The following is a 23,071-nucleotide window of genomic DNA, read 5'->3' as shown; positions in this document are numbered from 1 at the left end:
TCCGCCGCGCTACGACACGACGGGGCTGCTGGCGCAGTTCCCCCAGCCGCCGCCGGAGGAGCCGTTGATCAGCAGCCGGCCCAGCTGCCCCAGCCCGCTGCTGCCCTGACCGCACGGAAAGCTGTAGCCCGAGGCGGAGAGGAGCAGCTCTGCCAGGGTTCCGGTGCCGACCGGGGCGGAGCTGAAGGGGTAGATCAACTGCTGGCTGCCGGTCACCCCGCTGCCACTCGAGGTACCCGCGATATCGGAGGTGCTCGGGGGCGCGGCCGGTTCGAGGGTGATGTCGGCTGTGGCGGGGCCCGCGGCGGCGATGGCCCCGGCGATTGCCAGGGTGGCCAGTCCGGCCCGGACGGCGACGTTGCGTGTGTTCACGATTTCTCCTTGTGATTCTGAATGCCTGACTGCGCGGGAAACGGAATCCCGTTCAGCCGCAGAGTCCGTGGCAGGGGTCCTTCGACGGTGGGGCGAGCAGTTCCCCGAGGTAACCGAGGAAATTGCTGCTGCCTGAGGAAAGGGTCGGGCCGCTGCTCCCTCGGTGCCGGTGGCGAGACTGATCGGGTCGGCGGGCGTGCGGGGTACCTCGGCCGAGGCCGGGCCCGCGCAGCCGATGACGCCCATCGCGAGTTCGAGGGCCGCGAATCCTGTTCGGGCAGTGTGGTTTCTGATCACGACGCGCACCCCGCGCCCATGTACCAGGTCCCGGTCGTCAGGCTCATCAGCAGCGCGACCGTGCTGGCGAGAACGCTGTTCGTGTGCGGGTTGGACAGGCTGGGGCACGGGACGTAGTCCAGGGCTTTCAGGATCGTCTCCGCGACGGTGCTGTTGCCCATCGGTGTGGAACTGAAGGGATTGACGAGCTGCTGGCTTCCGGTCGCCGAGCCGGAGGCCGAACCGGAACTGGTTCCGCCGCTGGTTCCGTTCTCCTTCTGGCCGCTTCCGGTCACGGGATTGAAATTGCCGCTGCCGGTGGAGGAGTCGGCGATGGCGGACGGGCTGGAGGACGCGGGGGGCTCGAGGGGGATGTCGGCCGTGGCGGGGCCCGCGACGGTCGCGAGGGTCGCTGCGAGGGCGAGGGCGGCCAGTCCGGTCCGGACCGTGCGGTTCTTCGTGGTCACGCGCCGAAGATATGTGAAACAGATTTATTTGAAACGGGATTGAACGCCCCCCGTTTCCTGGGCAATGTTTCCGGGGGCCGGGCGTCAGGTGGGTCGGTTCTGTAGTGCCGTCAGCTGGTGGATGTCGTGCTTCAGCCGTAGCTCGGAGATAGCCTCCGTAGTTGCCGAACCGGACAGTAGCAGGTCGCTCAGCTCGGCGAGGTACTTCTCGTGCCCGGTCGGCGTGACCATGAAAAGCATTCTGGCGGTGGTGGTTCCGGGATTGTGGAAGGCGTGCGGGCAGCCTGCGGGCACGTACATGAAGCTGCCCGGGCCGCCGCGGTAGACGGGCGTGCCGTCGGCGGCCTGCCAGGTGAGCCAGTCGCCCACGGCCTCGGCCTCGGGGTGGAAGGCCAGCAGGTCGAGTTCGCCGTCGACGATGTAGAAGATCTCCTCAGCGTGGCCGTGCCAGTGGGCGCCGACGTCGAAACCGGGCGGGACCTCGGCCTCGAAGGCGGACCAGGCATCGGAGTGGCCGGCCCCGACCTTGAGCGTCATGGTGGGCTGCACCTTCTCGCCTGCGCCGGGTGGCAGCAGCAGGCCGTCGGCGGCCAGTAGTCCGTCGGTCATGGTGTGCTCCTCAGAGGGTCCAGTCGGTGGCGGTCAGCCAGGCGTCGAGGGTCATCAGGTCGGGGAGGGCCGCGCGCAGGGCGGGCACGTCGATGGCCGGGGCGGGGCGGGAGTTGAAGAAGGCGAACATCTTTCCCACCTGCTCGTCGAAGGCGCGGATCTGCTCGACGGGGACCTGGACGGTCCGCGGGTGCAATCCGGCTGCGCGCGCGAGGGTTTCGGCGATCTGCGTGGGTGCCGGGCTGTCGCCGGCGAGGGTCAGGGTGCGGCCCAGGAACTCGTCGGGGCGTTCGAAGGCCAGGGCGGCGAAGCGGCCGATATCGCGGATGGCGATGAGCGGCATGGGCAGGTCCGGCGGCACCGGCAGGGCCAGGACCAGGTGGTCTCCGTCACGGGCCGGGCGGTTATAGGTGGCGAAATTGTCCATGAACGACACCGGCCGCAGCACGGTCGCGGGCAGTCCGAGGGCGCGGATGTGGCCCTCGATGTGCTCCTTGGCGTCGTAGTACTCGATGCCGGAGCCCGCTCCGACCCCGTGCAGCGAGCTGTAGACCAGGTGCGCGACGCCGGCTTTGGCGGCCAGGTCCGCCACCGCTTTCCCGCGCCGCTCCTCGTCGGCGACGGCGGCCAGGCTGATGTGGACGCCGTCCATCATGGTCAGCATGAGGAAGACGCCGTGTGCGCCGTCCATGGCGGTCCGCAGCGATTCCTCGTCGTCCAGGTCGCCGACGGTGAGCTCGGCCCCCGCGTCCCGCAGCCGGCGGGCCTGTGGTGCGTCCGGATTCCGGACGAAGGCCCGGACCGGCCGGCCCCGCTCCAGTAGTGCGGTGGCGGTGGCGCTGCCCTGCCGCCCGGTTGCTCCGATGACCAGTACCGGTCCGTTGTCCGCGCTCATCTCCAGCTCCCGTCGCGTCGATCTCGATTCGACGGTAGGAAGCCGCGTGCACGCCTGTCCTGGTGGCGATAATGCTAGGCAGGTCTCTGTACAGGGGGGCGGCCGAATGGTAAGCGGCAACGGCACTTCCGGCTCGCATCACGTCTCCGCCCGGCACGCGCAGCTGGGCGAGTTCCTGCGGGCGCAGCGGGCGCGGTTGCAGCCGGGGGACGTGGGCCTGGTGCCGTACGGCGATCCCGCGCGGCGGCGCACGCCCGGATTGCGGCGGGAGGAGGTCGCCGAACTGTCGGGGGTGGGGGTGACCTGGTACACATGGCTGGAGCAGGGGCGCGAGGTGGCGGCCAGCCGGCAGGTCATCGACGCCCTGGCCCGCACCCTCCGGCTGGATCCCGATCAGCATCGTCACCTGCGGTTTCTGGCCGGTCTCGCGGAGCCGGAGGACGCGGAGCCCGAGGCCGACCGGTCTCGGCTGCAGCGCCTGGTGGACGCGGTCATGCCCAGTCCGGCGAGCGTGTACGACGCCGGATTCGACTATCTGGTCTGGAATCGGGCCTATGTGCTGGTCCGCGACGATCCGCTCGCTCTGCCGCCGGAACGCCGCAATCTGCTCTGGATGATGTTCACCGAGAACGCGAATCGCATGCGCATGGCGCATTGGGAGCGTGCGGCGCGCGCGGTGGTGAGTCAGGTGCGCGATGCCGTGGGCCGTCGCCCCGACGATCCTCGGCTGGCCGCCTTGGTGTCGGAATTGTCCGCTGCGAGCCCGGACTTCCGGCGCTGGTGGTCGGAATATCCGGTGCGCCGATTCCGGCCCGCCACCATTACCGTGCGCCATCCGCGGGCCGGGCCGATCGAACTCGAAGTATTCCAATTGCGCCCGGTCGAGTACCCGAACCTGCTGATGGTGGTGCAGGCCCCGGCCACCCCGGTCGCCGCCGGGCGAATCGCCGCGGTCCTAGCGGCCGGACAAATCGGGTAAATGTCACGAATCGGTAGGCCGTATCGAGGGTCGGGTCACGCTCGCCACCGGTCGTGAGGCAGGATGGATGGAGCTTTCAAGCCGTCCCGCGCGATCCATCGGCCGGGATGGTCTTTTCATGTGCGTGCGCACGCTCGACCGCCGAGACAAGGAGACCGATGACGGACCCGGATACCGCCCCCGATCGCAAGGGCTACCGCCGAGTGCTCCTCAAGCTCGGTGGCGAGATGTTCGGCGGTGGTCGGGTGGGTCTCGATCCCGATGTGGTGCAGGCGGTCGCGGAGCAGATCGCCGAGGTCGTCGAGACCGGTGTCCAGGTGGCGGTCGTCATCGGCGGCGGCAACTTCTTCCGTGGCGCCGAGCTCGAGGAGCGCGGCATGGAGCGGGCCCGCTCGGACTATATGGGCATGCTCGGAACCGTCATGAATTCCCTTGCGCTGCAGGACTTCCTGCAGAAGCAGGGCATCGACACCCGGGTGCAGACCGCCATCACCATGGGTCAGGTCGCCGAGCCGTACCTGCCGCTGCGGGCCAAGCGGCACCTGGAGAAGGGCCGCGTCGTGATCTTCGGCGCGGGTATGGGCATGCCCTACTTCTCCACCGACACCACGGCCGCCCAGCGCGCGCTGGAGATCGGCGCCGAGGTGGTCCTGATGGCCAAGGCCGTGGACGGCGTCTTCACCGCGGATCCGCGGGAGGACCCCGACGCCACCATGTTCACCGAGATCACCCACAAGGAGGCGTTGGAACGCGGCTTGAAGGTCGCCGATGCCACCGCTTTCAGCCTGTGTATGGACAACCAGATGCCCATGCTGGTGTTCAATCTGTTGACCAAGGGAAATATCGCCCGCGCGGTCGCCGGTGAGAAGATCGGCACGCTGGTCCGGTCATGACCGAGACAAGAACGATGACGCAGTGGAGGAATCGCCGTGATTGAAGAAGCGCTCTTCGACGCCGAGGAAAAAATGGAAAAGGCCGTCTCGGTGGTGAAGGACGATTTGGGCTCCATTCGGACCGGGCGCGCGAATCCCGGCATGTTCTCGCGAGTAGTGGTCGACTACTACGGTTCGCCGACGCCGATCACCCAGATGGCCTCCATCACGGTGCCCGAGCCGCGCATGCTCGTCATCAAGCCCTACGAGCAGTCCCAGCTGCAGCCGATCGAGACCGCGATCCGCAACTCGGACCTCGGGGTGAACCCGACCAACAATGGCGACATCATTCGCGTCAACGTCCCGCAGCTCACCGAGGAGCGCCGCCGGGAAATGGTGAAGCAGGCCAAGTCCAAGGGCGAGGACGCCAAGATCTCGATCCGCAATGTCCGCCGCAAGGCGATGGACGAGCTCGGCCGCATCCAGAAGGACGGCGAGGCCGGCGAGGACGAGGTCGGCCGCGCCGAGAAAGAACTCGACAAGACCACGCAGAAGTACGTCGCGCACGTCGACGAACTGGTGAAGCACAAGGAAGCTGAGCTGCTCGAGGTCTAGGACGGCCGACGCCGGCCGGGGGCAGGGACGAACGGACGACAAGTGAGCGACGGGACAATCGTGGCCGAAGAGACTGCCGCCACCGGCGAGATGCCGGAGGATGCCGCCACACCGCCGGCGGCGGGCGCGGAGTCGGCAGGGCCGGGAAATGACGAGGGGAAGCCGCCCGCGTCGAAGGCGGGCCGCAACCTGCCGGCGGCGCTGGCGGTCGGATTCGGGCTGGGGTTGTCCCTCATCGCGATCCTGCTGTGGGCGCCCAAGGTGCTGATCGGCGTGATCGCGGTGGCGATCGCGGTGGCCACCTGGGAGGTGGCCAAGCGGCTGCGCGAGGCCGATGTGCTGGTGCCCCGGATTCCGCTGCTGGTCGGCGGGCAGGCGGTGGTGTGGCTGGCCTGGCCGTCCGGGCCGCAGGGGGTGCTGGGCGCGTTCGGCGCGACCGCGCTGACGATCATGGTGTGGCGGCTGTTCGACCACGGCCTGCGGGCCACGCCGCGAAACTACCTGCGCGACACCGCCATCGCGGTGTTCGTGCTGGCCTGGATTCCGCTGCTGGCGGCCTTCGCGGTACTGATGCTGCAGGAGGACAAGGGCAACCTGCGGGTGCTCACCTTCATGATTCTGGTGGTCTGCTCGGACGTGGGCGGCTATGTCGCCGGTGTGCTGTTCGGCAAGCACCCGATGGTGCCGCACATCAGCCCGAAGAAGTCCTGGGAGGGCTTCGGCGGATCGCTGGTGTTCTGCGTGATCGGCGGCCTGCTCACGGTGACGCTGCTGCTGCAGGCGAACTCGATGATCGGCGTGCTGCTCGGCGTGGGCCTGGTGCTGGTTGCGACCAGCGGGGATCTGATCGAATCGCAGGTCAAGCGGGAGCTCGGCATCAAGGACATGGGCACGCTGCTGCCCGGCCACGGCGGGATCATGGACCGCCTGGATTCCATGCTGCCGTCGGCCTTCGTGGCCTGGCTGGTGCTCACCGCGCTGCTCTGACGCGTTGAAACGGTTGCCGCTCAGAATGTTTCGGCTGGCATCCCTACACCCTGCAGTGCGCGCTCGACCTCAGCCTGGATTGGCGTGCGCTGGGCCGCGTCGAGGCCGCTGACGACCTGGAACAGGACACCCTGGAGGCCTACGCGGCCACCCTCGGCCCCGATCATCCGGAATCGCGGGCGGCCGCCGCCCGGATGCGGGGCACCTGCGACGTCGAGCCGCCGCCCATGTGATCGCGCTTACTGTGAGGAACTCGATTCCCCCGGACGGCGTCGGCCTGCCGGGGGATGGGACACTGGAACGGTTATGACTACCCCCTTGCCCCTCGTTTTCGACGCCCCTCGTCGCGGCATGCCGCCGCGGCATCTCGCCGACCTCGATTCGCAGGAGCGCAAGACGGTGGTCGAGGAGCTCGGCCTGCCGAAGTTCCGCGCCGATCAGATCGCGCGCCAGTACTACGGACGGCTGGTCGCCGACCCGGCGCTGATGACCGATCTGCCGGAGGCCATGCGGTCCACCGTCGCCGAGGCGCTGTTCCCGCCGCTGCTCACCGAGGTCCGGCACATCGAATGTGACGACGGGACCACCCGCAAATCCCTGTGGCGGGCGAACGACGGCACGCTGCTCGAGTCGGTGCTGATGCGCTATCCCGACCGCAACACCCTGTGCATCTCGTCGCAGGCGGGTTGCGGCATGGCCTGCCCCTTCTGCGCCACCGGCCAGGGCGGCCTGAACCGCAACCTGTCCACCGCCGAAATCGTCGACCAGGTCCGCGCCGCCGCGGCCGCCCTGCGCGACGGCGAGGTCGCCGGCGGCCCCGGCCGCCTGTCCAACATCGTGTTCATGGGCATGGGCGAGCCGCTGGCCAACTACAAGCGCGTGGTGAACGCGGTCCGCCGCATCACCTCTCCGTCGCCGGAGGGTTTCGGGATCTCGCAGCGGTCGGTGACGGTGTCCACCGTCGGTCTCGCGCCCGCTATCCGCAAGCTTGCCGACGAGGATATGTCGGTGAGACTCGCTGTCTCCCTGCACACTCCGGATGACGAGCTGCGAGACACATTGGTGCCGGTGAACAATCGCTGGCCGGTCGCCGAAGTCCTCGACGCCGCACGCTATTACGCCCACAAGTCGGGCCGCCGCGTCTCGATCGAGTACGCGCTGATCCGTGACGTCAACGACCAGGGCTGGCGTGCGGACATGCTCGGCAAGAAACTCCACCAGGCGCTGGGCCCCCTGGTCCACGTCAACCTGATCCCCCTCAACCCGACTCCCGGCAGCAAGTGGGACGCCAGCCCGAAGCCGGTCCAGGACGAGTTCGTCCGCCGTGTCCAGGCCCAGGGCGTCACCTGCACCGTCCGCGACACCCGAGGCCAGGAAATCGCCGCCGCCTGCGGCCAGCTCGCCGCCGAGGGATAGCAATCGAAGATCGATCGGCCGAGTGGCGTCGACCCTGGCCGGCGTTCTCGGGAAACACACCGTACGACGTCCACTCGGGGCGGTAGCCAGCGTTTACCGGCTGGTGACCGTAGGCTGGGCAGTGGCCCCGGTGTTTGCCGAAGCCGCTCGAGGCCTCTCTGCGGTCCTGTTTCTCGAATCGCGATGCCGCCCGAATCTCGTGAAGGGGCGAATGTGGCAACTACCGCAGGCGAAACGATCGACCAGGATTCCACCGCCGACCCGGCGGAGCACACCGAGGCCGCGGAGGGTTCGGTCTGGGACGAAAGCGAGTCCCCGGCGCTGCGTCGGGCACGAAAGGAATCCGAGCTCACCGCGAGCGGGGACTCGACACGGGCGTATCTGAAGCAGATCGGCCGAGTTCCCCTGCTCACCGCGGTTCAAGAGGTCGATCTGGCAGTCCGGATCGAGGTCGGACTGTATGCGGCGGAGAAGCTGCGCGCCGAGTCCGAGGTGCCGTCGGGTCTGACCGCCGCGCGTCGCCGAGACCTGACCTGGATCGTGCGGGACGGCGTCCGGGCCAAGGATCATTTGCTAGAGGCGAATCTGCGTCTGGTGGTCTCGATTGCCAAGCGGTACACCGGGCGCGGCATGGCCTTTCTCGACCTGATCCAGGAGGGCAATCTGGGCCTCGTGCGTGCGGTCGAAAAGTTCGACTACAGCAAGGGATTCAAGTTCTCGACCTATGCCACCTGGTGGATTCGCCAGGCGATCAGTCGCGCCATGGCCGACCAGTCCCGCACCATTCGCATCCCGGTGCACATGGTGGAGATCATCAACAAGCTCGGACGTGTCCAGCGCGATCTGCTGCAGGAACTGGGCCGCGAGGCCACGCCCGAAGAGATTGCCGAGGAATTGGACATCACACCCGAGAAGGTCCTCGAGATCCGGCAAATCGCGCGTGAACCGATCTCGCTGGACCAGACGATCGGTGAGGAGGGTGACGGCCGGCTCGGCGACTTCATCGAAGACTCCGAGGCGGTCGTCGCGGTCGAGGCGGTGGCGTTCACCCTGCTGCAGGAGCAACTGCAGGCGGTACTCGACACGCTCACCGAGCGCGAAGCCGGTGTCATGCGCCTGCGTTACGGCCTGGGGGATGGCCAGCCTCGAACCCTCGACGATATCGGGAAGGTCTACGGCGTCACGCGCGAGCGAATTCGGCAGATCGAGTCGAAGACGATGTCGAAGCTGCGTCATCCGTCGCGCTCACAGCTACTGCAGGATTACCTCGACTCCTGACGACGAGCTGCGAGACACCTTGGTGCCGGTCAACAATCGCTGGTCGGTTGCCGAAGTTCTCGACGCCGCACGGTATTACGCGGACAAGTCGGGTCGCCGGGTGTCGATCGAGCACGCGTTGATCCGTGACGTCAACGATCAGCCCTGGCGTGCAGACATGCTCGGCAAGAAGCTGCACAAGGCATTGGGTCCCGTGTTCACGTGAACCTCATCCCGCTGAAGCCGACCCCGGGCAGCAAGTGGGATGTGAGCCCCAAACCTGTTGAGCGGGAGTTCGTTCGGCGGGTGCAGGCGCAGCGTGTGCCCTGCACGGTGCGGATAGCGCGGGCAGGAGATCGCGGCGTCGTGCGGCCAACTCACCGCCGAGGGATAGCAATCAAGGCTTGTGAGATCGCGGCGGGCAAGACATGCCGGACCGGCAAATTGTCGATCGTGCGCCCGGGCAGGCGGTAAATTGCCCGGGTCTCGGCAGTGGAATCGCCGCGCGCTCGGCAGCACTGTCCTTCCTGCCAGGAAGGGACCCCGAGAGACAACAGGCATAGTGGCAGCCCTGCACGGGTATTCCGCCTGCTGTGACGCGTTGCTCGGTTCGAGGCGGCTGTGCGAGTGCTATGGGTCGGCTCGTCGTGTTGGCAGGGTCAACGGCGCCGCCGAGGTGACAGTGTGTGTGCCGGTGGGTGTTTCGAGGGTGATCGGATCACCGGCGGTCACTTCGACAGTGGAGATTTCGGGTTGGATCCGCAGGGTGAGGGTGCTGCCTCGGATGGAGAGGTTCCTGATGGTGAGACCGTCCGGGAATCCGCTGGGCAGCATGGGGTCCAGGCGTGGGCCGGTGTCGGTCCAGCGTAATCCGGAGGGGGCATACAGCATTGCTTGCAGGAATCCCGCTGCGCCGGTGACGAAGATCCACGCGGGTTGTCCGATGGTGTTGGCGCCGGAGCGGTCCCCGCGCGCCTCGGATTGGAAATGGTAGGGCTCGCGGACATACGGCTGGACAGACCGGTCGAGGAATTCCTGAGTGCGGCCCGGATCAAATTGTGCGGCGATGATGGCTCCGATGCTGTTGCTCATGTTCGGGCCGTCGGGATCGGTGCGGTCGAAGTAGTAGCGGTAGGTGTCGACCGCCGAGTATCCCGGTGCGGTGTAGGAGAACGGGTAGCTCAGCAGCACGGTGTCGGCTTGTTTGATCGGTGTGCCTTGATATCCGAGGTATTCCGCAGGAACACCGGGAACGATGTCGGGAGGCATCGCCATGTTCGCGGCGATGTCGGCCCAGCGCGGGTTCACTGGAAGCCCGGACAGTTGTGCGGCAGCAGCGGCAGTACGCATGGTGTTGACCACACCGGCGTTCGTGACGGCATTGTCGATGGAGACAGCGACATACTCGTCGGGCCCACCGACCGGTGCGTAATGGTAGTGACCGTCGAGCAGTTTCGGGCCGACGCGCACGGTGAGGTAGTCGGCGATCGCGGTGATCACCGGCGCGCCACCGGTGCACAGCCATGCCAGATCCGCGGTGGCCAGGTAGTACTGCCATTGGGCGAGCACGATGTCGTTGGCCAGATGTTCTTCGCTCAGCCCGCACACCACCGGGCTCCCGCAGCGCTGTGCGGGACCATCGTTCCACGGATACACCGCACCGGGCAGCCCGTAGGCGTGTGCGTTGGCGCGGGCCTGCGGTAGCGCGGCGACCCGGAAGTCGACAATGGTGCGCGCCAACGCCGGGTAGAGGGCAAGCAGCATGGGAAAGACGAAGGTGTCGGCGTCCCAGAAGGTCATGCCCGCGTAATCGGTGGAGGACAGGCCCGCCGGTTGCACCGACCAGTGTTGGCCTTCGCGCACGCTGGACAATACCGAGTACAGCGCGGCCCGGAGCCAGAGGCGGTAATCCTCGCGTCCGGGAACATCGATCGCGGGCTGCCACAGGGTGTTCCATGCGGCGACGTGATCGGTGTGCTCGGCCGCGTAGCCGCGTTCGAGGCCGCGCTGGGATGCCGCGGTGGCGATCGCCCGAGGGTCGGGGCCGTCGTCGGAGGAGGCGATGCCGACGTACTTGGTGAAGGTGTAGGCATGACCGGCGGTCATCGAGGCGGTGAACCCCAGTCCGGTGGTGTTGGCCGCCGCCGGGATCGAGGTGGCAATCAGGTTGTCGGGGGTGTCGATAGTGGAGACCAGATAGGCTGTGCTGTCGGTGTTTTCGGCGCGCACGCCGACGGTGCTCTGTTTGCTTGCTGCATCGCTCGAGGCCGTGACCGGGGTGACTCGGCGGGCTGCGGCGCCGTCGATGAGATCGGTGATGTCGAGCTGCCCGGAGTAGTGCGGGGTGACGGTGAGCTTTTGAATCGCTAGGTTCGGTTCGGACCGGGAGATGAAGGTCTCGAACTCCAGATCCACGTGGTGCTCGGGGCTCGGTGACCAGGTCGCCTTGGTGGTGGCGGTCGCGTCGCGGTAGTTCAGACGCTGACTATAGGTGCCGACCGTCGCCGGATCGACATCTGCTTGATAGGTATTCCCGTCGGCGGCCACGGTCAGCCCCGACCAGGCCGGCAGCGCCGCCAATGCCTGGGTGGTTTGCAACGAGGGGGCATCCGCGTAGAACCCGGCCAGATAGGTGCCCGTGTAGCGCGGCTCCTGCAATGGATACGAGGTGACGACTCCCTCGCCGTAGCCTTGGTACCCGGCCCCGCTGGGTGGGATCATCGCACCGATGCGGCCGTTGCCAAGAAACGGCGCCGCACGGAAATCGTTCGGAGAGAATACCTCCGCCATCGCCGACCACCCCTCGGAACCATCGGCCGTTTCGGCGCACACTCGGCCGGAGAGCATCGTCGAGGCGAGTGCCGCACACATGAGCGCGGCTGTCGCGGCCCGGCCCATCCGCATACGCCTCCGTCGGGCCGAGGCAGACCGAGCCGTCGGCATTGTCTTCACGCTCACGGCCATGAACCATCCTTGTCTCGGGATTGTTTCGTGAACCTTGTGTCCAGCGGGAGTGTCGAAACCCTGCGATTACCGAAAGGACCAGCGACGCGACCACCATACCCAGCGGTCGGACGGTAGCAGCGCTGCGGCGCACCATCCCGCGTTCGCATGGAAGCGACGGTTCGGTCCGCTGCGACTGTGCTACCGGATAGTGTTATCGCGGCGTCGGTACTGCTACTCCGGATGGGCTGGCGCGGTGCGGAATTGGGGGCAGGGAACTGAAGTCGACCTGCGATGTCCAGCTGCGCCTCGAGGACGTCTACGCCGCGTCCACGGTCGGCGATCTGCTCGCACTGATGCCGCAACAAGCCGGTTCGGTGACCGCCTGATCCGTACCGGGCTGCTGGCCGCCCGCTTCGACGCCGCCATCGACATCACGCTCGAGGAACTCCGCATCGAGCTCTTCTATCCCCTCGACCCCGAGTCCGCGGACTTGTTCCGGCCGCACTGAACCACCGAGGGGGTGCGAAGTCGCCGAACCGCCGCGCTGCCGCATGGACCGTCCCCACCATTGACGACCATGACAACGAAGCGGAATCGAAATGCCTCGGCGGCAACGCCCTTGAAGCGCGCGGCCGCGGCCGCGCGGTTGAATATCGCGGTCGGGGACCTGCCGGAACTGGGTTGCGGCTGGACCGTCGGGGAGGTGCTGCGGCTGCGGCGGGAACGCCCCGACTGGCTCACCGATGCGCGGCGCAGATTCACGCGGCCGGAGATCGGCGCGCGGTGGCGGTGATCGGCTTATGCTCGGGGTGACTGGCTCGTTCTCGTATCGGGGTCGCTGTGCCGCATGTCGATCCGTTTTCCACGCGCCGCGAAGAGACTCTCGGGTTCGCGGCGGAACTGGCGGCTGCCGGGTTCGGGGCGCCGGTCGAGGTGGGCCGCGGGGGATTCGGCGTGGTGTACCGCTGTTTTCAGCACGCGCTGGGACGAACCGTGGCCATCAAGGTACTGACCGCGGACCTGGAATCCGACAGCCTGGAACGGTTTGTGCGCGAGCAGCTCGCCATGGGGAAGCTGTCGGGGCATCCGAACATCGTGACCGTGTTCGAGGTCGGGTCCACCGACACCGGGCGGCCGTACATCGTGATGCCGTTCCACGCGCACGGGTCACTCGATACCCGCATACAGCAGGGCGGTCCGGTCGAATGGCCGGAGGTCCTGCATCTCGGGGTCCGGCTGTCGGGGGCATTGGAGACGGCGCATCGGCGGGGACTGCTGCACCGGGATGTGAAGCCCGGGAACATCCTGCTCACCGAGTACGGGGAGCCGCAGCTCGCCGACTTCGGAATCGCGCGGCTGACAGGTGGATTCGAGACCGCGGCGGGCACGATCACCGGGTCGCCCGCCTACACCGCGCCGGAGGTGCTGCAGGGGCAGGCCCCGGATGTGACCGCCGACGTCTACAGCCTGGCGGCGACCCTGTTCTGCGCGGCCACCGGGCACGCGGTGTTCGAGCGGCGCAGCGGGGAACAGCTGGTCGCACAGTTCGTGCGGATCACCAGGCATCCGATGCCGGACCTGACCGGGGAAAGCCTGCCCGCCGACCTCACCGGGCCGATCGAGGCGGCCATGTCACGCGAGCGCTCCCAACGCCCCGGCTCCGCCGCCGAATTCGGTGCGGCGCTGCGGGATATCCAGCAACGGCACGGGCTGCCACCCGACGACATACCGATTCCGGCGCCCGCCGCGGAACCGCCACCGCCGACGGACCGGGCCCGGACCGTCGGCCGCACCACCCCGCCCCGGGCCGGGCGCCGGCGCTCCCGCATCACCACCGCCACGCCGCCGGTCCCGGCGACCCGGCTGCGCCCGCCCACCCTCACCCGGGTCCTGGTGGACCGCCCGCGCCTGCTCGACGCGCTGCGTTCGGGCAGCGACCGCCGGCTCGCGGTCGTCCACGGCCCCACCGGTTTCGGCAAGACCACCCTCGCCGCGCAATGGTGTGCGGCGGTCACCGCCGCCGGGGGATCGGTGGCCTGGCTGACCGTCGACAACGACGACGACAATGTGGTGTGGTTCCTCTCCCACCTGATCGAAGCGGTGCGCGCGGTCCGGCCCGCTCTGGCGCGCGAATTGGGCGAACTGCTCGAGGAACACGGCGACGAGGCCGGGCGCTTCGTACTGACCTCGCTCATCAACGACATCGACCAGCGCGGCGAGCCGCTGACCGTGGTCATCGACGACTGGCATCGCGTGAGCGACCCGAATACCCAGGCCGCGCTGCGCTTCCTGATCGAGAGCTGCAGTCCGGTGCTGCGCATGCTGGTGACCAGCCGCCACCAGACCGGCCTGCCCATGAGCTCCATGCGCGCCCGCGACGAACTGGTGGAAATCGACACCGCCGCACTGCGATTCACCGCCGGCGAGGCCTATGCCCTGCTGGTCGAGCTGGGCGGGCTGGAACTGGATCGCGACGACGTGGCGGACCTCACCGAATCCACCGGCGGCTGGGTCGCGGCACTGCAACTGGCGGCGCTGTCGCTGCGCGGCAGTGACGATCCCGGGCAGCTGATCGGGCAGCTCACCGGACGTCACCATGCCATCGGCGAATTCCTCGCCGAGAACGTGCTGGAGGCCCTCGAACCCGGCGTGCTCGACTTCATGGTGGCGACCTCGGTCACCGAACGCACCTGCGGCGAGCTGGCCGCGGCGCTCACCGGCGTGCCCGACGGGCAGGCCCTGCTGGAACGGATCGAGCAGCAGGACCTGTTCCTGCGCCGGGTCGACGGCGGCCCGTGGTTCCGCTACCACCAGCTGTTCCAGGACTTCCTGCGGCAGCGGCTCGAACACGATCGGCCCGCGGAGATCGACCGCCTGCATCGCGCGGCCTCGGAGTGGTTCGCCGGGCACCGGCACGTGAGCGAGGCGGTCGACCACGCCCTGCTGGCCGGTGACGAGCAGCGTGCGGTCGAAATCGTGGAGCGCGATGGCATGTCGCTGCTCGAATACGGCCAGATGGCCAGCCTCATCGGCCTGGTGAACAAGCTGCCGCCGGCCGTCATCGAATCCCATCCGCGGCTGCAACTGGATCTGGCATGGGCGAACATCCTGCTGCACCGGGCCGGTCCGGCCGAACGCGCGCTGTCCCTGGCGGAACAGACGCTCGAGCGCGGCGGTCTCGACCCGGGGATTACGACCCGGCTGCGCGCCGAAGCGGGTGTGGTGCACGCGGTGGTCACGGTCCGTGCGGATGTACTGACCGGCGTGGAGGATCGGCTCGCACCGTGTTTCGCGATGGCCGACGAGCTCTCACCGTATGTGGTGGCCATCGGCGCCAACTGCGCGAGTTTCGCCGCGGGTTACCGCTACGACTTCGAGGAGGCGATCCGCATCCAGGAGTGGTCGGCCCCGTACATGCGCCGGAACAAGGGCTACTACAACAATGTTCACGGCCTGTGCTTTCTGGGCCTGGCCGCCAGCCTGCAACTCGACATCCCGCGCGCCGAGGAGTACTTCCGCAGCGCCCTGAAGATCGCCAAGCAATCCGGCGGCAGCCACTCCTACGGGGCCCGCCTGGCCGGATCGCTGCTCGGTGAACTGCTCTACGAGCGTGGCGAGGTCGCCGAGGCGGAGCGCCTGCTCGACGAGGGCTACAAACTCGGCGCCGACGCCGGTGTCGTCGACTTCAAACTGGCCCGCTACGTGGTCGGCGCCCGGGTGAAGGCGCTGCGCGGCGACCGTGCCGCCGCCATCCGCCGCCTGAACGAGGGTGCGCGCGTGGCCGATTCGATGTCGCTGCCCCGCCTGCGCGCCGAGGTCGAGAACGAGCGGCTGCGCCTGGGCCTGCCGCCGCACCCCGACTTCGGCCCGCTCGCGGTGGTCGACCACGCCCACCGCCGCACCCCGATCGACCCGATCGACGAATTCACCGTCCTCTACGAGGAATTCACCGCCATCCGTCTGCTCTTGGCCGAATCCGCCACCGAATCCCGGGAACTGGCCCGCACCTGGGCCCAGGAATGGGTCGACGAGCTCGAAGCCGTCCGCCGCCCCCGCGAACTCCTGAAGGCCCGCCGCCTGCTGGTCGCGTGCCTGGCCGCCACCGGCCGCACTGACGCCGCCAAGACCCTGCTCGCCACCGTCACCGCCCAGTGCGCCGAATACGGCTCGGTCCGCTACATCCTCGACGGCGGCCCGCACGTCGTCGCCACCCTTGCCGCCCTCGCCGCCGACCAGGCCGCCGGCCGCTGGCGCCCCGACTGGCCCGAGGTCCCGCCCGCCTTCCTCCGCGCCCTGACCGAAGCCGATGCCGCCCAGACGATCTAGAGTGAACCCGCCGGATGTGGAGCTAGGCAGGGATTTACGGGTGTGACTGAACCTCTACACGAGGCGCACGAGCGGGCCAGTTGGGCCGAGTTGTTCTTCGATCTGGTGCTGGTGTTCGCGGTGACGCAGGCCGCGCACGTGGCGGTGGCGGGGCAGAGCTGGGGCGCGGTCGGGCAGACGGTGCTGCTGCTGGCAATCATGTGGTGGTCGTGGGTGGGGACCACGCTGGCCGTGCACGGGGTGGAGGATTCCAACCAGCAGCGGATATTCCTGTTCGCCTGCGGATTGTGCATGTTCGTCATCGCGATCACCGCGCCACACGCGTTCACCGGCCACGCGCAACCGCTGCTGCTGGCCGGCGCGCACCTGGCATTGCGGCTGCTGCTGTGGGGCGAGATGCAGCACAAGCGGGCGTTCTCGTCGGCGGGGACCTTCGGGAACTGGCTCAATCCGTTCACGGTGACCCTGGCGGCGGCGGTGCTCCTGGTGGCAGCCGCATTCGCGCCCGCGGGCGGAACGCGCAACGGGCTCTGGATCATCGCGGTGGCACTGGCCTTCGGTGGTCCGGCGCTGCTGGCGCGCCGCCTGGAGAAGGTCCAGTTCGGTGCGACCCATCTGCCCGAACGCTTCGCCACCTTCGTCATCATCGCGCTCGGCGAGACGGTCGCCTCGGTGGGTTCCCAAGCGGCGGAAGCACATCTGGGCGTGGTGGCCTGGATCGCGGTGGTGCTGATCTTCGTGCTCGGCTGCGGCCTGTGGTGGCTGTACTTCGCCTACGGCTTCGCCGCGGTCGAGCATTCGCTGCGCACCAACCAGGTGCGCGGCACGGTCGTGCGGGATGTGCTCAGCTACGGGCACCTGCTGCTGGTGATCGGCCTGGTGCTGGTGGCGGTGGGCGCGCGCACCATGGTCGAGCATCCGACCGCGGTGGCGCACAGCGTGACCGGATATCTGCTGCCGCTGGGCGCCACCCTGTACGTGACCACCTTCCTGTTCACCCGCTGGCGCATGTTCGGCGCGGCCACCCTCGGCCGGTTCGTCACCGCGCTGGCGCTGGCGGTCCTGACCGCCGCCGCGCCGCTGCTGCCGCAGATCGCGACGCTGGCCGCGGCGACCGCGATCCTGGCCGGCCTCAACGCCTTCGAGTACTGGGTGGTGTCGACCGGACGGCCGCTGCTGCTCATGCGCCGCTCCCGGGTGCGCTAGCCGACCGGCACGATGGTGGCGTCGATGGTGTGGATGAGTCCGTCACTGATCGCGAAGGTTTCGGTGATGTCCACCGTCACCAGCCGCACCCCCGCGACGCCGGAATCCAGCAGATACCGTGCCGTCACCACACCGTCCGCCTCGGTCAGGCGCAGGTTGTAGAAGCGCTGCACGAGCGAATACTGCGGCCCGTGCTCGAGGTCGTAGGTGAGCTGCGGCCCCGAAAAGCCGGTCTGCAGGCCCGCTTCGACCCGCGTCGCGTCCGGCGCGAACGGTACCGCCGACGCGTCGTGGCTGATCAGCGCGTCGAGATAGGCGAGCGCGATGGCGGTGTCGCGGGTGTGCATGGGTGCCGCGCCCGCGCTTCCGGAGGCGACACCGAGGGCGGCAGCCGCGCTCGCCGTCAACACTGCAACATGTCTCATCTTCATCCGCTGATGCTGGCTCGAGAGGCGGTGCCGCGCAAGCGTTTCCAGCCCGCTGCCAGGCGCTCACCCAGGCCCGGCCGGACGGGTTCCGCGCCGAGCCAGTCGGCGATATCGCTGATCACCGCTGGATCGACATGTTGCGGTCGCAGGTAGCCGCCGGGTGTGGATGGTCCGGTACCGGAGCAGAGCATGTGGTCGACCGTGGGGTGGACCCGAATGGTGACATCGGGTCGCCCGGCCAGCCCGGCCTCCCACAGCGGCAGGTCCTCGCCGGCGGTGACCTGATAGTCGCGGCCACCCTGGATGAGCAGGATGGGTCTGTCCAGCGCGGCGGCGGTGGCGACCTGGTCGTAGCCCCGCAGGTCCAGCCAATACGATGCGGGCCAGTTGAACAGCAGGTCCGCGGCCGGGGTTTCGGTTGACAGCGCAGGACTTTCGGTTCGCGCCGCCCGGGCACGCATGCTCTCCAGCAATTCGCCGATGTCCTGCCCGGGCTCGACCGCCGCGATGTGCCGCAGCGCGCGCAGGATCGACCGTGGCAGCGGCACGGTATCCCCGGCCAGCACCGCCACCCCGGCAATGCCCGGGTCGGCGGCCGCGATGCGCGGCGCTGCCTTGCCGCCGCCGCTGTGCCCGGCCACGAAGATTCGGGCCGAGTCGACCCCTGGCTCCCGGCGCAGCACCTCGACCGCCGCCAGGGTATGCGGCAGGTACTCCTCGACCATGGTGAACCCCGCCGCACTCTCGAATTCGCTGTGCGCGTGGGTCAATTTGTCGAAACGCAGCGTGGCGACACCGCGACCGGCGAGTCCCCACGCCAGGTCCTTGAAGGGTTTGTTGGGACCGGTGGTGAGGTCCCGGTCGGCGGGCCCGGAGGCCACCAGCACCACGGCGGGCCCGGTTCCGCTCCCGACCGGCAGGGTCAGCGTGCCGGATACCTCGGTAGCGCCCGCGCCGAGGGTGACGTCGCGTTCGCGGAATCGGTGCGGCACCGCGTAATCCGTTGGCGTCCAGCCGGATTCGGCCGGCGCGGCGAGCCGGAGCCCGTGCAGCCGGCCCGCCGCGTCCACCGCCAGGTGTATCGCGAGCGCACCTCGCTCGCAGGTGACCGGCAACTGCACCGGCGTCAGCCCGTCGGCAGCGGGCCGGGTGACCGCGGCGCCGACAGACCGGATCGCGCCGATCTTGGCGATCTCACCGGTCCACCCGGCCCGGACGGTCTCCGCGGACACCACGGCCGCCAGTCGCGGCGCGAACAGCTCCGCCAGCTCGTCGAATCGTTCGTTCCGCAGCAGGTCGGCCACGGTGGCGGCCACGGTCTCGGGATCGATGTCAACGGTCATGTCCCAGAACCTTTCTCAATCAGTGCAAGCATTCTCATGATTGAGAAAGGTAGCAGCTTATGAGAAGGTTGAGAAGTGGAAACCTTCGAGCTGCTGGCACATCCGGCGCGACTGCGCATCGTGCACGCCCTGCGCGGCGACCGCACCCTGACCACCGGCGACCTCTGTGCCCGCCTGCCGGACACCTCGAAAGCGACCGTGTACCGCCACGTAGACGCCCTCACCGCCGCCGGCATTCTCGAGGTCGCCGAGGAGCGGCGGGTGCGCGGCGCGGTCGAGCGTCGCTATCGGCTGCGCCAGGAGAACGCGGCCATCAGCGCCGAGGCCGCCGCCGCACTGCCCGCCGAGGGCTACCGTCCGGTCTTCGCCCTCGGGATGGCGGTGCTCGTCGCCGAATTCAATGCCTACCTCGACGGCGAGAACGCGGATCCGGCAGCCGATCTCGTCGGTTTCCGCCAGCACGCGCTCTGGCTGAGCCGCGACGAACTCGAGCAGCTGATCGCGGAGCTGCGCGCGGTGATCCTGCCGCGCCTGGCCAACCAGCCCGGCTCCGGGCGCGGCCAATACCTGTTGAGCCCCATCCTTTTCCCGATCGAACAGGCACCCGCTGACCCGGCCGGCTGAATCAGCCTCCGACCTCGCCGAGCCGGCGGCGCAGGTAGGCGCGCTCGGCCTCGTTCGCGGTGAGATCGAGCGCGGCCCGGTATTCGCGTGCCGCGGCCTCATCGCGGCCCGAGCGGCGCAGCAGATCGGCGCGTGCGGTGGCGACCAGGCGGGCCAGGTCGGAGCCGGGTGCGGCGGCCACCGTGTCGAGTAGTTCGAGCCCGGCGTCGGGGCCGGAGCGCATGCCGACGGCAATGGCGCGATTCAAAGCGACCGTGGGGGAGGGGATTCGGAGCATCAGCGCGTCGTACAGCTCGGCGATGCGCGCCCAGTCCGTATCCTCCGGGCCCGCCGCCGTCACATGGCACGCGACGATCATCGCTTGCAATTGGTACGGGCCCAGCCGATCCCGGCGGGCCGTGCGGCGCAGCTCGGCCAGCCCGGCCGCGATCAGCCGCCGATCCCAGCGGCCGCGATCCTGCTCCTCGAGCGGAATCAGCGTCCCGCCGGCCCCGGTCCGCGCGGCCGCACGCGATTGCTGCAGCAGGACAAGGGCATTCAGCCCGCCCGCCTCCGGATCGTCGGGCATGAGCTCGACCACCAGCGCGGCCAGCCGCTGCGCCTCCGCGGCCAGATCGGGGCGTTGCAGATCGGGTCCCGCCCCGGCCAGATAGCCCTCGTTGAACAGCAGATAGATCACGCCCAGCACGGCGCGCGTGCGTTCCGGTAGCAGGTGCGCGGGCGGCACCCGATACGGAATCCCGGCAGCGCGGATCTTCTGTTTGGCCCGTACCAGCCGTTTGGCCATGGTCGGCTCGGGAACGCCGAAGGCCCGGGCGATCTCGGCGGTGGTGAGCCCGGTCAGCGTGCGCAACGCCAGCGCGACCTGCGCCTCGAAGGCCAGCGCCGGATGGCAGCAGGTGAAGATCAGCCGCAGCCGGTCGTCGGGAATGTCGGTGCCGGACACGGGTTCTCCGGAATCGGGGGTGTCGATGAGCGCCAGCGCGCGCAGCTTCTCGGCTCCGACGCGTTCACGGCGCAGCCGGTCGACCGCGCGGCGGCGGGCGGCGGTGAGCAGCCACGCACCGGGCCGCTCGGGCACACCTTCCCGTGGCCAGGTACGCCAGGCCAGCGCGAACGCTTCCTGCGCGCACTCCTCGGCCAGATCCCAGTCGCCCAGCCCGCCGATGAGCGTGGCCACCAGCCGCGCCCACTCGGTCCGGAAGGCGGCGGTGAGAGCGGCGTCGACCGCGGTCACGGCGTCCGGACCGGGCGAATCTCGATCTGCCCGAAGCGACTCGCGGGATGCCCGGCCGCCACCTCGATGGCCGCGTCCAGATCCGCCACCTCGATGATCGCGAAGCCGCCGATCTGATCCTTGGCCTCGATGAACGGCCCGTCGGTGAGCAGCACCTCGTCACAGCGCACCCGGACCGTGGTGGCGGTGTGGCTGGGGTGCAGCCCCTCGTGGGCGGTGAGCACGCCGCGGGCGAGCAGATCGTCCAGCCACGCCCGGAACGCCCGCAGGCCGTCCCCGTCGACGACGTCGTCGACCCGGCTCTCATCGGCGCTGATCAGCAAGAGGTATCGCATGGTCGTCACTCCCTAATCTCCCGCACGACGGACGGGACTCATCTACCCGACGAACAGGACCGACCGCGGATGGACACCACTATGCCGAGCGAGGGTGTCCAAATCGGGGATTCCCGTTCGTCGTCCCGGTATCGATCCCCGACCACGGAGAAGACCATGCCCAGAGTTATTTCCGCCGACGGCACCACCATCGCCTACCATCGCGCCGGTTCCGGCCCGGCCCTCGTCTTCCTGCCCGGCGCCTTCAACGACAGCGGCACCTGTGCGCCCCTGGCCGAGCAGCTCAGTGACCGCTACACGGTGGTCCGCCCGGACCGCCGCGGCCGGGGTGCGAGCACCGACGCCATCGCTCCGGCCGGCGCCGGGGCCTATGAGGTCCAGCGCGAGATCGAAGACCTCGACGCGGTCATCACCGATATCGGCGGCGCCGCAGCGGTTTTCGGCTTCTCCTCCGGCGGCATCCTCGCCCTGCGGGCCGCGGTCGCCGGCTCGCGCATCACCCGCCTGGCCCTCTACGAACCGCCGTTCGCGCTGGGCGGTCTGTCCGGCCATACCCCGCAGCGGCTGCCGGAACGCCTCGCCGATCTCATCGCCCGCGGTGAACCCGGCGCGGCCGTGGAACTGATGCAGCTGGAGGGCATCGGCCTGCCGCCTGACGTGGTCGAGCAGGTGAAGCACTCACCGGTCTGGCCGCAGCTGGAAGCTATCGCCCAGACGGTGGTCTACGACGCCGCCATCTGCCGCCCGCCCAATCTGCCGACCCCGGCCATGGCCCGTCTCGACCTGGCGACTCTCGTGATCAGCAGCCCCGATTCCTGGCCCGGCGTTCGCTCCGCCGCCCGGGCGCTGCCCGCCGAACTCGCCCGCGCCCGTTATGTGGAGGTGCCGGGCGGCGCGGATCACGGCATCCCCGCCGAGGCCACCGCGAAGGTTCTCGACGCCTTCCTTGCGGAGGATCCGGCGAGCCGAGTGCGCTGACTCGCGCCCGCCATGGCCGGTCACCGGCCTGTCCGAGTGCTCACACTGTGCTGCTATTGCAGTTATTACGCAATAACTTGGAGGGGTGGCTTCCGAAGAGCAGACCGAACTCGACTACCGATTCACCCTCGCGAACGAACGCACCTTCCTGGCCTGGATCCGCACCGCGCTGGGCCTGCTCGCGGGCGGCGTCGCCGTCCACACGCTGGTCGAAGGCTTCCGCATCCACGGCGTGCGCGCGGCCATCGCCATGTCGGCCATCGTGCTGGCGGTGGTGCTCGCGGTCGGGGCGTACGCGCAGTGGCGCAAGGTGGAACGGGCCATGCGGGCGGGCAAACGGCTGCCGGGCAATGCGCTGATCCCGGTACTCGCGGCCGGTGTCGCGCTGATCTCCGCGATCGCCGTGGTCGGCGTCCTCAGCCTGTGAGCGCGCCGGCGATCGCCCGCGATCCCGGACTGGCGACCGAGCGCACCGCGCTGGCCTGGCGACGCACCGCCATCTCCGCCATCGCCAATGCCGCACTGTTCACGAAGGTGGCCGCCGAGGGCGGGATCGACTGGCGGCCGACCGGTCTGCTGCCGCTGAGCGCGGCCGTGGTCATGATGCTGGTGGCGGCAGTCGCCATGGCGCGCAGCAGAAGTCTGCACCGCGGCGCGCATCGCGGCACCGGGCCGCTGCTGCTCCTGGTGTCCGCGGGGGTGACGGCGGTGGGGCTCGCCGCGACGGCGATGGTCCTCGCGCACTGGGCCTGACGTCGCAGCGGCGGGCAGCGGTCGAAACCGCCTGAGCCAGGCATGCTCACCGGCCCGGAGTGAGCGAATCGCGGGTGGCGGGACGCGGCCGCCGACCTCCCGGATCGATTGCGTGATGATTGCTAATCTGGCGCCATGAGTGCTGGTCAG

23 protein-coding genes and 2 pseudogenes are annotated in these 23,071 nt (G+C 68.9%); 15 read left to right on the top strand and 10 right to left on the bottom strand.

Annotated elements, in window-relative coordinates; all coding sequences use genetic code 11:
• Positions 1-9: 9 nt before the first annotated feature.
• The 4 genes from ABZV44_RS18915 to ABZV44_RS18900 form a co-directional block, all read right to left on the bottom strand.
• Positions 10-372 carry a hypothetical protein gene (locus ABZV44_RS18915; RefSeq protein WP_354837676.1) on the bottom strand — a complete coding sequence of 121 codons (363 nt, stop codon included), beginning with the start codon at positions 370-372 and terminating at the stop codon, positions 10-12.
• Between the two features lie 293 nt (positions 373-665).
• On the bottom strand, positions 666-1,115 hold the full coding sequence (locus tag ABZV44_RS18910; protein WP_354837674.1) for a hypothetical protein: 450 nt from the start codon (positions 1,113-1,115) through the stop codon (positions 666-668).
• A gap of 84 nt (positions 1,116-1,199) precedes the next feature.
• On the bottom strand, positions 1,200-1,724 hold the full coding sequence (locus tag ABZV44_RS18905; protein WP_354837672.1) for a cupin domain-containing protein: 525 nt from the start codon (positions 1,722-1,724) through the stop codon (positions 1,200-1,202).
• A 10-nt stretch (positions 1,725-1,734) separates the two neighbouring features.
• Positions 1,735-2,619: an NmrA/HSCARG family protein gene (locus tag ABZV44_RS18900; protein WP_354837670.1), complete on the bottom strand. Its 885-nt coding sequence runs from the start codon at positions 2,617-2,619 to the stop codon at positions 1,735-1,737.
• A gap of 106 nt (positions 2,620-2,725) precedes the next feature.
• Between ABZV44_RS18900 and ABZV44_RS18895 the strand changes: the two genes are divergently transcribed.
• From ABZV44_RS18895 to ABZV44_RS18860, 8 genes and pseudogenes are all read left to right on the top strand, one after another.
• Positions 2,726-3,598, top strand: a complete 873-nt coding sequence (locus ABZV44_RS18895; RefSeq protein ID WP_354837668.1) for a helix-turn-helix transcriptional regulator — start codon at positions 2,726-2,728, stop codon at positions 3,596-3,598.
• Between the two features lie 158 nt (positions 3,599-3,756).
• The gene (gene pyrH, locus ABZV44_RS18890) at positions 3,757-4,491 is read left to right on the top strand and encodes a UMP kinase (RefSeq protein ID WP_040859803.1); all 735 of its coding nucleotides are present in this window, start codon (positions 3,757-3,759) and stop codon (positions 4,489-4,491) included.
• Between the two features lie 36 nt (positions 4,492-4,527).
• Positions 4,528-5,085, top strand: coding sequence for a ribosome recycling factor (gene frr, locus ABZV44_RS18885; protein WP_354837666.1), 558 nt, complete (start codon positions 4,528-4,530; stop codon positions 5,083-5,085).
• Positions 5,086-5,175: 90 nt separating this feature from the next.
• On the top strand, positions 5,176-6,072 hold the full coding sequence (locus tag ABZV44_RS18880; RefSeq protein ID WP_354837972.1) for a phosphatidate cytidylyltransferase: 897 nt from the start codon (positions 5,176-5,178) through the stop codon (positions 6,070-6,072).
• Positions 6,073-6,122: 50 nt separating this feature from the next.
• Complete coding sequence (locus tag ABZV44_RS18875) at positions 6,123-6,305, top strand: tetratricopeptide repeat protein (protein WP_354837970.1); 183 nt, start codon at positions 6,123-6,125, stop codon at positions 6,303-6,305.
• A gap of 73 nt (positions 6,306-6,378) precedes the next feature.
• The gene (gene rlmN / locus ABZV44_RS18870; protein WP_354837664.1) at positions 6,379-7,488 is read left to right on the top strand and encodes a 23S rRNA (adenine(2503)-C(2))-methyltransferase RlmN; all 1,110 of its coding nucleotides are present in this window, start codon (positions 6,379-6,381) and stop codon (positions 7,486-7,488) included.
• Positions 7,489-7,716: 228 nt separating this feature from the next.
• A pseudogene (locus ABZV44_RS18865) lies at positions 7,717-8,766 on the top strand (RNA polymerase sigma factor); the annotation flags it as partial.
• Positions 8,759-9,139, top strand: a pseudogene (locus ABZV44_RS18860) (23S rRNA (adenine(2503)-C(2))-methyltransferase RlmN); the annotation flags it as partial. The pseudogenes ABZV44_RS18865 and ABZV44_RS18860, both read left to right, overlap by 8 nt.
• A gap of 236 nt (positions 9,140-9,375) precedes the next feature.
• On the opposite strand, the gene ABZV44_RS18855 reads toward ABZV44_RS18860, so the two are convergent.
• Both ABZV44_RS18855 and ABZV44_RS18850 read right to left on the bottom strand, forming a co-directional pair.
• The gene (locus ABZV44_RS18855; protein ID WP_354837662.1) at positions 9,376-11,535 is read right to left on the bottom strand and encodes a glycosyl hydrolase family 65 protein; all 2,160 of its coding nucleotides are present in this window, start codon (positions 11,533-11,535) and stop codon (positions 9,376-9,378) included.
• Positions 11,536-12,007: 472 nt separating this feature from the next.
• A complete protein-coding gene (locus ABZV44_RS18850) occupies positions 12,008-12,196 on the bottom strand; it encodes a hypothetical protein (RefSeq protein ID WP_354837660.1) in 189 nt (62 codons plus the stop codon).
• A gap of 72 nt (positions 12,197-12,268) precedes the next feature.
• Here ABZV44_RS18850 and ABZV44_RS18845 point away from each other — a divergent pair, with 72 nt between their 5' ends.
• Genes ABZV44_RS18845 through ABZV44_RS18835 form a run of 3 tightly spaced genes read left to right on the top strand, consistent with a single transcriptional unit; the run spans position 12,269 to position 17,223 of the window.
• On the top strand, positions 12,269-12,484 hold the full coding sequence (locus ABZV44_RS18845) for a hypothetical protein (protein ID WP_354837658.1): 216 nt from the start codon (positions 12,269-12,271) through the stop codon (positions 12,482-12,484).
• Positions 12,485-12,531: 47 nt separating this feature from the next.
• Positions 12,532-16,017, top strand: coding sequence for a protein kinase (locus ABZV44_RS18840; RefSeq protein WP_354837656.1), 3,486 nt, complete (start codon positions 12,532-12,534; stop codon positions 16,015-16,017).
• Positions 16,018-16,059: 42 nt separating this feature from the next.
• Positions 16,060-17,223 (top strand): low temperature requirement protein A, encoded by a 1,164-nt coding sequence (locus tag ABZV44_RS18835; RefSeq protein WP_354837654.1) that lies wholly within the window; start codon positions 16,060-16,062, stop codon positions 17,221-17,223.
• Here ABZV44_RS18835 and ABZV44_RS18830 read toward each other — a convergent pair.
• Together ABZV44_RS18830 and ABZV44_RS18825 are read right to left on the bottom strand one after the other, a co-directional pair.
• The gene (locus ABZV44_RS18830; RefSeq protein ID WP_354837652.1) at positions 17,220-17,654 is read right to left on the bottom strand and encodes a hypothetical protein; all 435 of its coding nucleotides are present in this window, start codon (positions 17,652-17,654) and stop codon (positions 17,220-17,222) included. The genes ABZV44_RS18835 and ABZV44_RS18830 overlap by 4 nt on opposite strands.
• Positions 17,651-18,994: a hypothetical protein gene (locus ABZV44_RS18825; RefSeq protein ID WP_354837650.1), complete on the bottom strand. Its 1,344-nt coding sequence runs from the start codon at positions 18,992-18,994 to the stop codon at positions 17,651-17,653. Before ABZV44_RS18825 ends, ABZV44_RS18830 begins: the two co-directional genes overlap by 4 nt.
• A 75-nt stretch (positions 18,995-19,069) precedes the next feature.
• Here ABZV44_RS18825 and ABZV44_RS18820 point away from each other — a divergent pair, with 75 nt between their 5' ends.
• Positions 19,070-19,618, top strand: coding sequence for a helix-turn-helix domain-containing protein (locus tag ABZV44_RS18820; protein WP_354837648.1), 549 nt, complete (start codon positions 19,070-19,072; stop codon positions 19,616-19,618).
• A 1-nt stretch (position 19,619) separates the two neighbouring features.
• On the opposite strand, the gene ABZV44_RS18815 is transcribed toward ABZV44_RS18820, so the two are convergent.
• Both ABZV44_RS18815 and ABZV44_RS18810 read right to left on the bottom strand, forming a co-directional pair.
• The gene (locus tag ABZV44_RS18815; protein WP_354837646.1) at positions 19,620-20,855 is read right to left on the bottom strand and encodes a DUF6596 domain-containing protein; all 1,236 of its coding nucleotides are present in this window, start codon (positions 20,853-20,855) and stop codon (positions 19,620-19,622) included.
• The gene (locus ABZV44_RS18810) at positions 20,852-21,190 is read right to left on the bottom strand and encodes a YciI family protein (protein WP_354837645.1); all 339 of its coding nucleotides are present in this window, start codon (positions 21,188-21,190) and stop codon (positions 20,852-20,854) included. The genes ABZV44_RS18815 and ABZV44_RS18810 overlap by 4 nt, the downstream gene beginning before the upstream one ends.
• Positions 21,191-21,346: 156 nt before the next feature.
• Here ABZV44_RS18810 and ABZV44_RS18805 point away from each other — a divergent pair, with 156 nt between their 5' ends.
• From ABZV44_RS18805 to ABZV44_RS18795, 3 genes are all read left to right on the top strand, one after another.
• Positions 21,347-22,168, top strand: a complete 822-nt coding sequence (locus ABZV44_RS18805) for an alpha/beta hydrolase (RefSeq protein ID WP_354837643.1) — start codon at positions 21,347-21,349, stop codon at positions 22,166-22,168.
• An 85-nt stretch (positions 22,169-22,253) separates the two neighbouring features.
• On the top strand, positions 22,254-22,595 hold the full coding sequence (locus ABZV44_RS18800) for a DUF202 domain-containing protein (protein WP_354837642.1): 342 nt from the start codon (positions 22,254-22,256) through the stop codon (positions 22,593-22,595).
• Positions 22,592-22,921: a DUF202 domain-containing protein gene (locus tag ABZV44_RS18795; protein ID WP_354837640.1), complete on the top strand. Its 330-nt coding sequence runs from the start codon at positions 22,592-22,594 to the stop codon at positions 22,919-22,921. The genes ABZV44_RS18800 and ABZV44_RS18795 overlap by 4 nt, the downstream gene beginning before the upstream one ends.
• Positions 22,922-23,071 lie beyond the last annotated feature (150 nt).

The sequence above is a fragment of the Nocardia sp. NPDC004860 genome (genome assembly GCF_040609015.1).
Lineage (GTDB): Bacteria > Actinomycetota > Actinomycetes > Mycobacteriales > Mycobacteriaceae > Nocardia.
This window is presented reverse-complemented; position numbering and strand designations above follow the sequence as displayed.